Annotated in this window: 17 protein-coding genes and 1 riboswitch; of the genes, 3 read left to right on the forward strand and 14 right to left on the reverse strand. The window is 64.5% G+C overall.

The features are described from left to right. Positions 1–47: 47 nt before the first annotated feature. The 4 genes from hpaE to P9A16_RS00610 all read right to left on the reverse strand — a co-directional run bounded on the left by hpaE (position 48) and on the right by P9A16_RS00610 (position 4,131). A complete protein-coding gene (hpaE, locus tag P9A16_RS00595; RefSeq protein WP_023514703.1) occupies positions 48–1,565 on the reverse strand; it encodes a 5-carboxymethyl-2-hydroxymuconate semialdehyde dehydrogenase in 1,518 nt (505 codons plus the stop codon). A gap of 22 nt (positions 1,566–1,587) precedes the next feature. Next, positions 1,588–1,974 (reverse strand): 5-carboxymethyl-2-hydroxymuconate Delta-isomerase, encoded by a 387-nt coding sequence (locus P9A16_RS00600; protein WP_023514704.1) that lies wholly within the window; start codon positions 1,972–1,974, stop codon positions 1,588–1,590. Positions 1,975–2,048: 74 nt separating this feature from the next. Next, positions 2,049–2,561, reverse strand: a complete 513-nt coding sequence (locus P9A16_RS00605) for a flavin reductase (protein WP_023514705.1) — start codon at positions 2,559–2,561, stop codon at positions 2,049–2,051. 10 nt (positions 2,562–2,571) lie between these two features. Next, positions 2,572–4,131, reverse strand: a complete 1,560-nt coding sequence (locus P9A16_RS00610; protein ID WP_023514706.1) for a 4-hydroxyphenylacetate 3-hydroxylase N-terminal domain-containing protein — start codon at positions 4,129–4,131, stop codon at positions 2,572–2,574. 95 nt (positions 4,132–4,226) lie between these two features. On the opposite strand from P9A16_RS00610, the gene P9A16_RS00615 reads away from it, so the two are divergent. After that, the gene (locus P9A16_RS00615; protein WP_023514707.1) at positions 4,227–5,108 is read left to right on the forward strand and encodes a helix-turn-helix domain-containing protein; all 882 of its coding nucleotides are present in this window, start codon (positions 4,227–4,229) and stop codon (positions 5,106–5,108) included. 114 nt (positions 5,109–5,222) lie between these two features. Next, positions 5,223–5,744, forward strand: a complete 522-nt coding sequence (gene tsaA / locus P9A16_RS00620; protein ID WP_024271317.1) for a tRNA (N6-threonylcarbamoyladenosine(37)-N6)-methyltransferase TrmO — start codon at positions 5,223–5,225, stop codon at positions 5,742–5,744. Positions 5,745–5,799: 55 nt separating this feature from the next. Here the strand turns inward: tsaA and P9A16_RS00625 are convergent, their stop codons facing one another. Beyond that, the gene (locus P9A16_RS00625; RefSeq protein WP_024271318.1) at positions 5,800–6,009 is read right to left on the reverse strand and encodes a TOBE domain-containing protein; all 210 of its coding nucleotides are present in this window, start codon (positions 6,007–6,009) and stop codon (positions 5,800–5,802) included. A gap of 164 nt (positions 6,010–6,173) precedes the next feature. Between P9A16_RS00625 and P9A16_RS00630 the strand changes: the two genes are divergently transcribed. Continuing rightward, on the forward strand, positions 6,174–7,019 hold the full coding sequence (locus P9A16_RS00630; protein WP_023512875.1) for an amidohydrolase family protein: 846 nt from the start codon (positions 6,174–6,176) through the stop codon (positions 7,017–7,019). A 2-nt stretch (positions 7,020–7,021) separates the two neighbouring features. Here the strand turns inward: P9A16_RS00630 and P9A16_RS00635 are convergent, their stop codons facing one another. From P9A16_RS00635 to P9A16_RS00675, 9 genes are all read right to left on the reverse strand, one after another. Then, positions 7,022–7,657, reverse strand: a complete 636-nt coding sequence (locus tag P9A16_RS00635) for a thiamine phosphate synthase (RefSeq protein ID WP_023512876.1) — start codon at positions 7,655–7,657, stop codon at positions 7,022–7,024. Continuing rightward, the gene (locus P9A16_RS00640) at positions 7,654–8,427 is read right to left on the reverse strand and encodes a thiazole synthase (RefSeq protein WP_023512877.1); all 774 of its coding nucleotides are present in this window, start codon (positions 8,425–8,427) and stop codon (positions 7,654–7,656) included. Before P9A16_RS00640 ends, P9A16_RS00635 begins: the two co-directional genes overlap by 4 nt. A 1-nt stretch (position 8,428) precedes the next feature. Next, positions 8,429–8,626 (reverse strand): sulfur carrier protein ThiS, encoded by a 198-nt coding sequence (gene thiS / locus P9A16_RS00645; protein WP_023512878.1) that lies wholly within the window; start codon positions 8,624–8,626, stop codon positions 8,429–8,431. Continuing rightward, entirely contained in the window at positions 8,623–9,603 is a 981-nt protein-coding gene (gene thiO, locus P9A16_RS00650; protein ID WP_023512879.1) for a glycine oxidase ThiO, read from the reverse strand. Before thiO ends, thiS begins: the two co-directional genes overlap by 4 nt. A gap of 2 nt (positions 9,604–9,605) precedes the next feature. Continuing rightward, complete coding sequence (thiC, locus tag P9A16_RS00655; protein WP_024271319.1) at positions 9,606–11,429, reverse strand: phosphomethylpyrimidine synthase ThiC; 1,824 nt, start codon at positions 11,427–11,429, stop codon at positions 9,606–9,608. Positions 11,430–11,522: 93 nt separating this feature from the next. Beyond that, positions 11,523–11,639, reverse strand: a riboswitch (TPP riboswitch). A 135-nt stretch (positions 11,640–11,774) separates the two neighbouring features. Then, positions 11,775–12,491, reverse strand: a complete 717-nt coding sequence (locus tag P9A16_RS00660; protein ID WP_023514834.1) for a Bax inhibitor-1/YccA family protein — start codon at positions 12,489–12,491, stop codon at positions 11,775–11,777. Positions 12,492–12,522: 31 nt separating this feature from the next. Continuing rightward, positions 12,523–13,296, reverse strand: coding sequence for an anti-sigma factor family protein (locus P9A16_RS00665; protein WP_023514835.1), 774 nt, complete (start codon positions 13,294–13,296; stop codon positions 12,523–12,525). Then, positions 13,283–13,828: a sigma-70 family RNA polymerase sigma factor gene (locus P9A16_RS00670; RefSeq protein WP_023514836.1), complete on the reverse strand. Its 546-nt coding sequence runs from the start codon at positions 13,826–13,828 to the stop codon at positions 13,283–13,285. The genes P9A16_RS00665 and P9A16_RS00670 overlap by 14 nt, the downstream gene beginning before the upstream one ends. Positions 13,829–13,881: 53 nt before the next feature. Then, on the reverse strand, positions 13,882–14,319 hold the full coding sequence (locus P9A16_RS00675; protein ID WP_023514837.1) for a YqaA family protein: 438 nt from the start codon (positions 14,317–14,319) through the stop codon (positions 13,882–13,884). Positions 14,320–14,321: the final 2 nt, after the last annotated feature.

Consider the following 14,321-nt stretch of genomic DNA (forward strand, 5'->3'; position numbering starts at 1 on the left):
AGCCCGCCTCGACGGGCGAGAGCGGGTGCAATCTGGTTTTCCGGCGATCAGCCGGCGAGCTTCGGGATGGCGTGGGCGCCGGTGGCAAAGGCGATGTTCTTCGTCTCCATATAGAAGTCGAAGGACCAGTCGCCGCCATCGCGGCCGATGCCGGAATTCTTGACGCCACCGAAAGGCGTTGGCAGGTGGCGCACATTCTCCGAATTTACCCAGATCATGCCGGCATCGAGATGATCGGTGAAGCGGAACGCGCGCGTGACATCCGATGTCCAGAGATAGCCGGTGAGGCCGTACTGGACGTCGTTGGCGAGGGTGAGCGCCTCGGCTTCGTCCTTGAAGGGAATGGCGGTCAGCACCGGCCCGAAAATCTCCTCCTGGGCGATGCGCATACCGTTGTTCGCGCCGGTGAAGAGCGTCGGCGCGACATAGCAGCCGCCACCCGGTCCGTCGAATTTTTCTCCGCCAGCGGCGACCGTCGCGCCCTCGGACCGGCCGATCGCGATGTATTCGAGAACCTTCTTCTCGTGCACGGGATGGATGAGCGGGCCGACGACGGTTTCCGGATCGAGCGGATGGCCGACCTTGATGCGTTTCGCCTTCTCCGCAACAAGGGCGGCGAAGCGCTCGTAGATGCTCTCCTCCACCAGCAGGCGGGAGGAGGAGGTGCAGCGCTCGCCATTCAGCGAATAGATCATGAAGACGACGGCGTCCGCCGCGCGTTCGAGGTCCGCATCGGCGAAGACGATGACCGGGTTCTTGCCGCCGAGCTCGAAATGCACGCGCTTCAGCGTGTCGGCGCCCTGTTTCATGATCATCGATCCGGTGCGACTTTCGCCGACGAAGCCGATGGCCTTGATCAGGGGATGTTCGGTCAGCGCCTTGCCGGCATCTTCGCCAAAACCGTTGACGAGGTTCCACACCCCCTTTGGCAGGCCCGCATCCTCGGCTATCTCCACCAGCAGGCGCGCCGTCAGCGGCGAGAATTCGGCCGGCTTGTGCACGATGGTGCAGCCGGCAGCGAGCGCCGGGGCGATCTTCCAGGTGGACAGCATGAAGGGCGTGTTCCACGGTGTGATAATGCCGACGGGGCCGATCGGCACGCGGGTCGTCATGTTGACCTGGCCCTCAGTGCGCAGCGTCTTGCCGTCGCGGGCCTCAGGAGCGCGGTCGGCGAAGAAGCGGAAGTTCTCTGCGCCGCGTAGCGCGGCCTTGGCCATGAAGCGCAGCGACTGCCCGGTGTCCATGCATTCGACGAAGGCGATTTCCTCCGCCCGTGCCACGATGGCATCGGCAATCTTGTGCAGCAGTTTTTTACGCGTTCCGCCCGGCATGGCGGCCCAGTCTGCGAAGGCGGCCCTGGCGGCCTTTGCCGCACGGTCGATGTCTGCGGCCGTGCCCTTTGCCACCACCGCGAGCGGCGCCAGGTCGACGGGGGAGATTGTCTCGAAGGTCGCGCCGCCTTCGGCCGGCAGATCCTCACCGGCGATGCGGTTCTGAACGCCCTTTTCCTTGAAGCGGGCGAGATAGGCCGCCGCCTTCGCCATGTTTTCCTGGTATTTCGACATGAGATCTTCCTGGGAATGTCCGTTATTTGGCGCGCAGGCGCGGATGGATGGCGTTCTTCTTCCAGCTCAGTTCCGCATCGATCTCGCGGATTTCCAGCGAAAGCGCGAAGTGCGGCGTCTCGAGGAGCGGGGCGAGGAGCCTGCTTGCGGTGGCAAACAGCGCTTCGCCCGTGCGCTTCTTTTCTTCCGCGCTGCGGCCCTTGCCGATGCGCAGGTTGAGATCGACGAAGGCATTTTCCGGCAGAAGGTCGGCAATGGCATAGTGCTCGGCCCTGAACGCCCGCACGCGCACCGCGCCGATCTCGAAAAGCCCGGTTTCCAGCACTGTCTGGAGCAGCGCCGCGCAGAGGGCGTCAGGATCCGCGCGGCCTTCCAGATTGGCCGAATACTCCACTGTCAGATGCGGCATGGTTCCTCCCGCGTACGGCAATTTTATTTAACATGTTAAATAGAAGGCCACTTGTCAAGAGGCTACCGCCGCCTTTAGCCGCCGAAGCTGCCGGTCTGGGTCGGCACATGCACGTAGTTGCGGTCGAAATAGAGCAGTGCATGCCCGTCGCGCCGGCTACGGATGTCCACGACCTCGCCGATCAGGATGTTGTGCGTGCCCACCAGCCGGGCCTCCGTCAGCCGGCAGTCGAAGGAAACGATCGCGTCGGTGAGTGCCTGGTTACCGGAGGGGAGATCGGTCCAGGCCGCATCGGCATAGCGCGCCTCCATATCGGCCTCGCGCCCGGCGAAGGAGGCGGCGAGTGTTTTGTGCTCCTGCGTCAGCACGTTGACGCAGAAGCGGCGGTTCTCGATGAAGAGGCCGCTTTGTGCCGAGCGGCTGTTCATGCAGACGAGCAGCGTTGGCGGTTCGTCGGTCACCGAGCACATGGCGGTGGCGGTGAAGCCGCCGCGCCCGGCGCCCCCCTTGGTGGTGATCACGTTGACCGGGGCGCAGACCCGGGCCATCGCATTGCGGAACTCGGTTCTGGAAATGCCGGTGTCCATGGCGCGCTCCTCATTCGGCCGCGTCGCGGACGGCATCGCTGCCAAGCGGCGGCAGCCAGGTGTCGCCGGTCCAGCCACTTTCGTCGTAGTCGGCCATGCACTGGTCGACCAGCGCCTCCATCTCCTTCAGCCGCCCGCCGCGCTCGGCGCCCTTCAGCACCTGCAGGCGCACTTCTTCCGGCGCGCCGGCATAGTTCAGCTCGTAGAGCGCGTGGCGGCCGCCGAATTCCGTGCCGGTCGCATCCCACAACAGCTTCATGATCTTGATGCGCTCGACATGGCCCATGTCGTTCGAGCCGCGCACATATTGCGCGAGATAGCGGTCGATCTCCGGGTTCGAGAAGTCTTTTGCCGAGGAGGGCAGGTAGATGAGGCCGGAGGCCACCGTGCGGCGAACGATGTCGATGACCTTCGGATAGGCCTCCGACATGAAGGTGCGGTAGCAGAGCGCCGCCTCGAGGTTCGGCAGCACCGCGCCGTTCGCCCAGGGAATCGGGTTGTAGGCCATGGCGTTGGAGAAGGACCAGAACTGGTGGCGGATGGCGATCACCTCGCCGAGCATCGCCTGGTTGCCGCGGAACGCATCGCCGCCGGTGGCGCGCAGGGCCTTCGCGAGCAGGCCGGCGAGAAAGTCCATCTTCACCGCAAGCCGCGTGCAACCCTGGAAGCAATAGCCGTGCATGAAGCCCGAGGCCGGGTGGAAGGACAGGATCTTGGCCGCGTCGCGCAGCACCAGCACGTCCTCCCAGGGCACGAAGACATTGTCGAGCACCAGGATCGCATCGTTCTCGTCGAAACGCGAGGAGAGCGGGTAGTCGAAGGGGTGGGCCGCGGTTGCCGCTGTCTGTTCGTAGGAGGTGCGGCAGAACATCTTCACGCCGGGCGCATTCATCGGCAGGATGAACATGACCGACAGCGACGGGTCCTCGGTGACGGTCGCCGAACTCTGGGCGAGGAAATTGTAGTGCGTCAGCGCCGAGGAGGTGGCGACGACCTTGGCGCCCGAGACGTAGATGCCGGCATCCGTTTCCTTCGTGATGTGCACGAAGACGTCCTTCACCGCATCGGCCGGTTTGTGGCGGTCGATCGGCGGGTTGACGATGGCGTGGTTCATGAAGAGCACGCTTTCCTGTGCCCGCCTGTGCCAGGAAAGTGCATTGTCCTTGAACGGACCGTACCAGTCGGCATTGGCGCCGAGCGTGTTCATCAGTGCCGCCTTGTAGTCGGCCGTGCGGCCCATCCAGCCGTAGGACATGCGCGCCCAGTCGGCGATGGCGCCCTGCTGGGCGACGAGATCGGCTGAAGAATGGGCGACGCGGAAATATTTGTGCGTATAGCCGCCGGAACCGGTGTCGGTCGGCGATGTCAGGCGCTCTTTACGTGCCGGATCGTGCAGCGCATCGTACATGCGGGCGATGGAGCGGGCCGAGTTGCGCATGGCCGGGTGTCTGGTGACATCGGCGATGCGCTCGCCATTGATATAGACTTCGCGCCCGTCGCGCAGGCTTGCGAGATATTCGGCGCCGGTGAACGGCCGGGTCTTGTCGCTGCGATGGTCTTCCGCGCGCATGGTGATCTCCTCCTTGAAAATCCTGACAAACGCTAAGTCGGGAGCGTCTGGAGTGCCATGGACAAACACGGCAATTCGCTGGTACTTTTTCCGGCATGACCGCTCGCAAAGATGTTCCCGCCTTCTTCGTTTATGGTGAACCGAGCCGTGTGCTCGACGTCGGGTTCCTGCATGTCGAGACGGTGATGGAGCGGAAAAGCCTGCATTTCGGCCGAGTCGCGCCGCACAAACATCCGCTGATGGGGCAGGTCACCTACTGGTTCAAGGGCGAGGGCCGCTACAGGATCGAGGATCGGACTTGGAGTTTTTCCGCTCCGGCGATCAGCTTCGTGCCAAGCAACGTCGTGCACGGCTTCGATGTCGACGACCGGTCAGATGCGATCGTCGTCTCCATCTCGGACGACCAGCTGAGGGCGATGGCGCCGCAGGTGGATCTGGCGCTCGATGCGCCGGTGCTGCTTTCTGGTGCGGCGGATGCCCCCGGCTGGATGCGGATCGATACGCTGCTCGCCATGGTGATGGAGGAATATCGCGGCGGCGCGGGAGCGAGCGAACGGGTGCTCGCCGGGCTGATCGCGGTCGTCCTCTCGCTGATGGCGCGACTTGGCGGCCCGGGCGGCTTTGCGGCGGCCTCGCCTGCGGTTGCGCTGGGGCTGGAGCTGCGCCGTGCCATCGACCGGCACTACCGGGAGGATTGGCCGGTCGGGCACTATGTCGAACGGCTGGCGACGACGCCGCACCTGCTCGACAAGGCGGCGCGCACGGTCTTTGGCCAGACGGTGAAGGATATGGTGCTGGAGCGGCGCTTGCTGGAGGCCAAGCGTCTGCTGCGTTTCACCATTCGCCCGGTGGAGGACATTGGCCGGGAGATCGGCTTCGAGGACCCCGCCTATTTCTCGCGTTTTTTCCGCAAGCGGGCCGGGCTTTCCCCGACAGACTGGCGTTTGCGCAATGCCGAGGCGTCCGGTGCCGGCTGAGGCTGCTTGTGTCCGGTGTCAATCTGTCGCCGTCTTTGAGCCTGCTGGCCTCTTTCCCTCGCGGCGCCAGCCGGCTATCGTCGTATCCTTATAAATATAGCGATGGAGCGTTGCATGGTCCGGCTGAATGAAATCCGCGAGAATGAAGTGGCCATCACTCTGCCGGAGGCAGCGGATGCGCAGATTGTTTTCATCGGCCGGATTTCGACGCCCTGGACCTCGCGCATGGAAACGCCGCGTCAGGGGCGCCCAGATGGTCCGGTCTGCACCATCGAGGTCTTCGAGCCCTGGGTGCAGGCACTGAAGGGGGCAGAGCGTTTTGAACGGCTGGAGGTGCTCTACTGGCTTCACCAGTCGCGCCGCGACCTCGTGTTGCAGAGCCCCGCTTCGAACGGCGAAGTGCATGGCACCTTCTCGCTGCGCTCGCCTGTCCGGCCCAATCCGATCGGCACGTCGATCGTCGTGCTGGAGAAGATCGAAGGCAGCCGGCTCTTCGTGCGCGGTCTCGACTGCCTCGATGGCACGCCGCTGATCGACCTGAAGCCGGATCGCAGCCTGTTCAAACCGATTGCGCCGCCCCAGAAGGGCGATTTTGCGACCGAGCCCGTGTCTATGTGCGCGAAGATCGGCGATTAACGGAATTCTCATAAGGCGCGATTTGGTTTTGCGCCCGGAACCATGCCGAAACACACTAGTCGTCGATCGCCACCATCACGTCCGATGCCTTGATCAGCGCATAGGCCTCATGGCCGGCAGCAAGGCCGAGTTCGTTCACCGCATCATTGGTGATGGCGGCGGTGATGATCGAGCCGCCGACATCGATGCGGACATGGGCCGTCGTCGCGCCGAGGACGACTTCGACGATCTTGCCCTTGAGGCGGTTGCGCGCGCTGACCTTCATGCGGTTCCTCCTGTTGCTGGAAGGGAGGTAGGAGAGCTGGGCCGGATTGGTAGTCCTCGCGGTGCTTTTTTGCTGGATGAAATGGGCTGCTATAGGTGTATAAATTCGTATTTGAATAGAGAATTCTTCTATGGCAGTGTTCGCCCTGCTTGGAGGAGGCCGGCATGATCGTCGATACGCACCTGCATCTCATCTACCGGGACCGGCTGTCCTATCCCTGGCTTGCCGGCGCGCCGTCGCTCGATGCCGATTTCACGCAGGAGATTTATGCGCGGGAGGCGTGCCGCCTCGGTATCGTCGCGGCGCTGCATATGGAAGTGGACGTCGCGGAGGGTGATATCGCGCGCGAGACGGCCATGGTTGAAGGGCTTGCGGGGGAGGCGGGCAGCCTTCTCGTCGGTGCCATCGCCGCTTGCCGGCCGGAATCGCCGGATTTCCCGACCTATCTCGAGACGGTCCTTGCCAATCCCTTCGTTCGCGGTTTCCGTCGCGTGCTGCATGTCGTGCCGGATGATATCTCCGAAGGCACTCTCTTCCGCGAAAACATAGGACGGCTGGCGGGCACCGGCCTCAGTTTCGACCTTTGCGTTCTGCCGCACCAGATCGAGAAGGCGATTGCGCTCGCCGACCTTGCCCCCGATGTTTCCTTCGTGCTCGACCATTGCGGCGTACCCGACATCAAGAGTGGCGGCTTCGATACCTGGAAGGGGCCGGTCGCAGAGATCGCGCGCCGGCCGAATGTCACGGTAAAGCTGTCCGGCATCCCCGCCTATGGTGGGGAAGACTGGACCCTGGAGGACCTGAAACCCTATTTCGCCCATGTGGCGGAAAGCTTCGGCTTCCAGCGCATGGTTTGGGGCAGTGACTGGCCGGTCTGCACGCTCGGCGGTGGGCTTTCCACCTGGATCGGCGCGACGCAGGCGCTGCTGTCCGGCGTCAGTCTGGAAGACAAGTGCCGCGTGCTCTCGGAAAATGCCTGGCGGCTCTGGAAAATTGCGCCGGGAGCCTGACGTCAGGCGGTACCGCCCTTCTGCAAGCTCCGTTCACGCCAGCGCGCCGTGCGCGCGATCCATTCGCGTGTGCGCGCCTCCGGATCTGCGCTCAGCGTGATGTCGGTCACCACCGCGGCGCTGTCGGCGCCGTTTTTGAAGACGGCTTCCAGGCGATCCGGGTTGAGGCCGCCGATCGCGACGAGGGGAACGGGCGCGATGCGCGCCTTCCAGTCGCTGAGCCGCTCGACACCCTGCGGCGCCCATTTCATCTTCTTGAGGATCGTCGGCCAGACCGGGCCGAGCGCGATGTAGTCAGGCCTTGCCGCGAGGGCGATGTCGAGCTCTGCTTCGTCATGGGTGGAAAGGCCGAGCTTCATGCCGGCCGCACGAATGGCGCTGGCATCGGCGGTCGCCAGATCCTCCTGGCCGAGATGCACGTAGTCGCAACCCTCCTCGATGGCGATCCGCCAATAGTCGTTGACGATGAGCTGGCAGCCGTGTTCGGCGCAGGTGGTTTTCGCCCGGCGGATCTCGGCGCGCAGCCGCTCCTCCGGCAGGTCCTTCATGCGCAGTTGCACCAGCTTCACGCCGACCGGTACGAGCCGGTCGATCCAGTCGGCGCTGTCGACGATGAGGTAGAAGGGATCGAGCGTCATGAGAAAACCGCCTTTCCGATGACGGGGGTGGAGGGGACGGCCATGTCGCGCGGCTCCAGCGGTACGGCGGCGTGGGCAAGGCGGCCGGCATCGATGGCGAGCGCGAAGGCTTCGGCCATCGCAGCCGGATCGCCGGCGCCGGCGACGGCGGTGTTGAGCAGCACGGCGTCATAGCCGAATTCCATGACGCCGGCGGCGTGCGAGGGGCGGCCGATGCCGGCATCGACAATCAGTGGCACATCAGGGAAATGCGCCCTGAAAGTGCGCAGCGCCATCGGGTTGACCGGCCCCATGGCCGAGCCGATCGGCGCGCACCAGGGCATCAGCACGCGGCAGCCGGCCTCGATCAGCTTTTCTGCGACGACGAGGTCGTCCGTCGTATAGGGGAAGACTTGGAAACCTTCGCCCGTCAGGATGCGTGCGGCTTCCACGAGGCCGAAGACGTCGGGCTGCAGTGTGTCGTGATGGCCGATCACCTCCAGCTTGATCCAGTCCGTGCGGAAGACCTCGCGTGCCATCTTCGCCGTCAGCACGGCCTCCTGCACGCTGTGGCAGCCGGCGGTGTTGGGCAGGACATGCACACCGAGCGCATGGATCAGCTCGAAGAATGCGCCGCCCGCCTTGCCGCCGGCAGTTTCCCGCCGCAGCGACACGGTAACGATCTCCGCTTTCGCGCGCCGCACGGCCTCGGCGAGGATTGCGGGGGAGGGATAGCGCGCGGTTCCGAGCAGCAGGCGGGATTGAACCTCGATGTCGTAGAGTTTCAGCATGTCAGCCTCCCTGCATGGGCGAGAGGATTTCGATGCGGTCGCGTGTGCCGAGCGTGAAGCCGGCGCGATCCTCGCGGTGCACCAGCTCGCCGTTGACGGCCGTCGCCAGCCACTCACCCTCGTAATCGAGGGCGGAGAGAAGATCGGCGAGCGTGGTTGCCGCGATCTCTTGTTCCTCGCCGTTGATGATGAGGGTCATGATGCCCTCCTTTCCGATGGGGCCTGTTCTGCAAGAAGTCGCCGCGCGACCTCCGCCGCCATGGCGGGAGCCAGCAGGAAGCCGTGGCGATAAAGGCCGTTCACATGGAGCGTGCCGTCGTGTTCGCTCACGCGCGGCAGGTTGTCGGGAAAGGCCGGGCGGATGCCTGCGCCGGTATCCGTAAGCCGTGCCTCACCGAAAGTCGGGTGCAGCGTGTAGGCGGCGTTCAGCAGTTCCATGAGCGAGCGGGCGGTGATGCCGTCGTCGTCGGCGCTCTCGATCATGGTCGCGCCCACCATGAAGCGGTTCCTTCCGCGTGGCACGATGTAGATCGGGTGGCGCGGATGCAGCAGGCGGACGGGGCGGGAGAGGTTGATTTCCGGGGTTTCCACATAGAGCATTTCGCCGCGCACGCCCCGAAGGCCCGGCAGCTGGCCGATCCGGGCTGCACCGGTGCAGTCGATCACGCGGTCGTAGCGATCGGCATCCGGGTTGGCGCAGAACAGGAAGCGCATGCGTGCCTCCTCGAGCCCGGCGGTGAGCGCCGAAAGCGCCCGCTGCGGGTCGAGATGGGCTTCCTGCCGAAAGAACAGGGCCTTGGGGAAGCGGCCGGCGAGATCCGGTTCCAGCTCGGCAATGGCTGCGCCGTCGAGCCATTCCCAGCCGCTCGTGCGGCGGGCGAAGCGGTCGAGCTCCGCGGCATCGCGGCCGGCGGCAACGACCAGCGTTCCCCGGCGCTTGACATGACCGGGTACGGCCGCTTCCCACCAGTCTGCGGCCGAGCGGCCGAGCGCCAGAACGGGCTCTTCCGCGCTTTCCCGCTCGCACCAGGGGGCCAGCATGCCGCCGGCGAAGCCGGAGGCACCGAGGCCGACCTTTTCGGCGCGTTCGGTGATGGTGACGTCGAAGCCGTGGCGATAGAGCTGCCAGGCGACGGTGAGGCCGGCAACGCCGGCCCCTTTGACGAGGACGCGCATGGTCATTCTCCGGCGGGGGCTTCGGCAAGCGGCATGTAGAGGTCGCCGCCGTCGCGATATTTCGCGGCCATGGCCTCCAGCCCCTCCTTCTGCGCCTCGGCACGGATATCGTGCGAGATGCGCATGGAGCAGAATTTCGGGCCGCACATGGAGCAGAAATGCGCCACCTTGTGTGCCTCCTTCGGCAGCGTCTCGTCGTGGAAGGCGCGGGCGGTTTCCGGGTCGAGCGAGAGGTTGAACTGGTCCTCCCAACGGAACTCGAAACGGGCACGCGACAGCGCGTCGTCGCGGATCTTCGCCGCCGGATGGCCCTTGGCGAGATCGGCGGCGTGGGCGGCGATCTTGTAGGTGATGACGCCGACCTTCACGTCGTCGCGGTCCGGTAGGCCGAGATGTTCCTTCGGCGTGACGTAGCAGAGCATGGCGGTGCCGAACCAGCCGATCATCGCCGCACCGATGCCCGAGGTGATGTGGTCGTAGCCGGGGGCGATGTCGGTCGTCAGCGGCCCGAGCGTGTAGAAGGGCGCCTCGCCACAGACCTTCAGTTGCTTGTCCATGTTCTCCTTGATCTTGTGCATCGGCACATGGCCGGGGCCTTCGATCATGACCTGGCAGTCCTTTGCCCAGGCGATCTGCGTCAGCTCGCCGAGCGTTTCGAGTTCGGCGAACTGCGCGGCGTCGTTGGCGTCAGCGATCGAGCCGGGGCGCAGGCCGTCACCGAGCGAGAAGGAGACGTCATAGGCGCGGCAGATGTCGCAGATTTCCTCGAAATGTTCGTAGAGGAAGCTTTCCCGGTGGTGATGGAGACACCACTTGGCCATGATCGAGCCGCCACGCGAGACGATGCCGGTGACGCGGTTGACGGTGAGCGGAATATAGGCGAGCCGCACGCCGGCATGGATGGTGAAATAATCGACGCCCTGTTCGGCCTGCTCGATCAGTGTGTCGCGGAAAACCTCCCAGGTGAGGTCCTCGGCAATGCCGTTGACCTTTTCCAGCGCCTGGTAGAGCGGCACGGTGCCGATCGGGACCGGTGAATTGCGGATGATCCATTCGCGGATGTTGTGGATGTTTCGGCCGGTGGAGAGGTCCATGACCGTATCGCCGCCCCAGCGGATCGCCCAGACCATCTTCTCGACCTCTTCCGCCATGGAGGAGGTGACGGCGGAATTGCCGATATTGGCGTTGATCTTCACCAGAAAGTTCCGGCCGATGATCATCGGCTCGGCTTCTGGATGGTTGATGTTGGCGGGAATGATCGCCCGGCCGCTTGCGACTTCCTGGCGGACGAATTCCGGCGTGACGAAGTCGGGGATGTGGGCGCCGAAACTCTCGCCGTCGCGAACAAGCGCTTGGTTTGCGGCCTTGCGGCCGAGGTTTTCGCGGATGGCGATGAATTCCATTTCCGGCGTGATGATGCCGGCGCGGGCATAGGCGAGCTGCGTCACCGCCTTGCCGTTTGTCGCCCGGCGAGGCCGGTTGCGCACGGGAAATTCGGGTGTCAGCCGCTCCCCGGTGGCAAAGCCGTTGTCCTCCGGACGGATGTGGCGGCCGTCATAGTCCTCGGTATCGCCGCGTGCGGCGACCCAGGCCTCGCGGAGCCGCGGCAGGCCGCTTTCGATCGAGACGACATGGGTGGGGTCGGTATAGGGGCCGGAGGCGTCGTAGACGATGACTGGCGGTTCGCCGGAGGTCGGGTGCAGGGCGATCTCGCGCATCGGCACGCGGATCTGCGGGTGCTGCTCGCCGGCGATGTGAATCTTTCGCGAGGCGGGCAGGGCGCCTGTCGTGACGGTGGGAGTGAGCTTCTGGGCGGCAATATTCATTCGTGAGGCTCCAAGTTTGCGATTGGAGACCCAGTCCTAGAGCCGGAATGATGGAAGGACGCGTAGGCGGAATCCGGGTTGCGGATTTCGGGTTCTACAGCGCTTGCACCGTCCCTACGCCAGTATGAACTGGATCAGGTTCAACGGGTCACTGCGCTGCGAATGCCAGCAGTATCTCAGCCCCTTGTCGGGACCCCCCTGGTGAATGCTCTAAGCAAAGACGCTGCCGGCTGATTTGTCAACCGGGTAATATTCGTAAGAAATTGCTTACGCATATTGCGATGCAAGAAGCAAAAAAACGGCGGGGTTTTGCCCCGCCGTTTCCTCTTGAATCATTTGCGAAAACTATTCGCGCTCGCCAGTGAAATTCAGCAGAAGCTGGAAGATGTTGACGAAGTTCAGGTACAGCGAAAGCGCGCCGAACACGGCCATCTTCTGCTGCGATTCCTGGTCGATGTTTTCAGCATACTGCTGCTTGATGTTCTGCGTGTCCCAGGCGGTGAGGCCGACGAAGACGACGATGCCGATCACGGAAATTGCGAACTGCAGCGCGCTCGAACCGAGGAAGATGTTGACGACCGAGGCGATCACGACGCCGATAAGGCCCATGATCAGGAACGAGCCGAACTTCGCGAGGTCACGCTTCGTCACGTAGCCATAGAGGCTCGTCGCGCCGAACATCGAGGCGGCGATGAAGAAGGTGCGGGCGATGCTCGTGCCGGTGAAGACGAGGAACACCGAGGCGAGCGACAGGCCCATGACGGCGCAGAAAGCCCAGAAGGTCATCTGCGCGGTGCTGGCCGACATCGTCTGGATCTTGAACGAGAAAAAGAAGACGAAGGCGAGCGGCGCCAGCATCACCACCCACTTCAGCGGGGAGGAGAAGATCGGCACGTAGAGGGCCGGCGTCGAGCCGACGATGAAGGCGATGAGGCCGGTGATCACAAGGCCGGCGCCCATGTAGTTGTAGACACGCAGCATGTGCTGGCGCAGGCCCTCGTCGAAGAGGGCGGCCGACTGCGCCTGCGCGCCGTAGCCAAATCGCTGTTGTACGGGATCCATCGAATAACTCCTTCGGTTTGGACGCGGTTGATCAGTAGAGCGTGCGCGAAAGATCGCGCGCGGTTTCCGCCAGGTCGTCGGCCTTGCGGCTTTCCGAAACCAGCGCATAGGCGACATCGCCGATCTGCCAGTAGGCGGCACGGGCATTGTCGGCGTGGAAGAGCAGGACGTGCTGCACGCCGAACGAGCCGGGGCGCACCGCAAAGAGCGACAGGCGCTCGCCCTTGCGTGGTTCCAGCACCAGTTCGACGCTCGGACCATAGGCCGAGGGGAAGACCTGCGTGTCGATCACGCCCCAACCCTTCGGCAGGTCCGGCAGCACGATCGCGGTTGCAGAGCGGATCTCGGCCGGATCGAAGGTCTCGGTTTCCGGCTGGGATGCCATGGTATCGCGCAGCAGCGTCGTCTTGTGCGCGCGCACCGCCTCCTCCACGAAGGCAGGCGGGGGCGTGGAGGCCACGACCTCGGTGGCGCCGAAGGGGCCGAGCACGGCATGGGCCGTCCAGCCGGCGGCCACGAAGAGGGCGATGGCCGCAGCACGGCGGAAGACGGAGAAGATGCGGCGGCGCGACAGCGCGCGTTCCAGGAGCCGGGCGGCCTCGCGCGTTTCCTGCCGGGTCACCGTGCGGTGGTCGGCAAGTGCCAGGCGCAGCTCGTCGCGCACGCGCAGATCCTTCATGATCTGCGCCGCGACCTCCGGCCGTTCCGAAAGATAGGCCTCGACCTCGATGCGCCGGCCGACGGCGAGCTGCTCGTCGACATAGGCGTTGAGATCGGATTCGAGAATGGGGTCATTGCTTGTCATCGCCAGTGCCTCCGACGATTCTGAGATGCGTGACGGGAGCGGCGCTACCGCTCTGTTCGAAGGCGCGCAGCCGCTGGCGCGCGCGGGCGACACGCGACATCAGCGTGCCGACCGGGATGCCGAGCGTTTCGGCTGCTTCCTGGTAGGAAAGTTCCTCGATCGCGACGAGGTGCAACGCTTCGCGCTGTTCTTCCGGCAGGGCGAAGAACGCGTTGCGCAGCTGCGTCAGGCGCACCGAATGGTCCTGGTTTGCCGGGATGGAGACCTCTGCCAGCTCCGCGGCGGCGTCGTGGCGGCGCTCCTGCGAGCGGCGCTGGCGCAGGCGGTCGATATGCGCATTGTGCAGGATCGACATCAGCCAGTTGCGTACGCTGGCGCCGGTGCGGAAGGTGGACTGCCGCTCATAGGCCTTGACCAGCGCATCGTGCACCAGGTCCTCGGCCTCGTCCGGATTACGGACGAGCGAGAGCGCATAGCGCCTCAGCGCTGCGAGCTGTCCGATCACGTTGAAGCCGGGTGTCTTTCCGTTCATACCCCAATATACGAAAGCCGGGCGACGCCCATTCCATCCCCTCCAGAAAAATTTCAGAGCCAGTGGAGCACGAGAGCGGCAAGCACGATATAGCGGCCGAACTTGGCAATCGAAACGACGGCAAGGAAGCGCAGGAACGGTTCACGCATGATGCCGGCCGCCACCGTCAGCGGATCGCCGATGATCGGCATCCAGCTTAGCAGCAGGCTCCACCAGCCGTATTTGCGATACCATCGGCCGGCCCGGTCAAGGCTTTTGTCGCTGACGGGAAACCACCGCGCGCCGCGAAACCGCTCGACGCCGCGCCCGAGAAGCCAGTTGACGACGGAACCCAGCACGTTGCCGATGCCGGCGACGAGGATCAGCAGCACAGGGGAATGGGTGCCGGTGGCCAGCAAGCCGCCGAGCACCGCTTCCGACTGGGCCGGCAGGATGGTGGCGGCGACGAGTGCGGCGAGGAAAAGCCCGCCATAGGCGGCAAGCGTGCTCATCG

Source organism: Shinella sp. 838 (assembly GCF_029623935.1).
GTDB lineage: Bacteria > Pseudomonadota > Alphaproteobacteria > Rhizobiales > Rhizobiaceae > Shinella.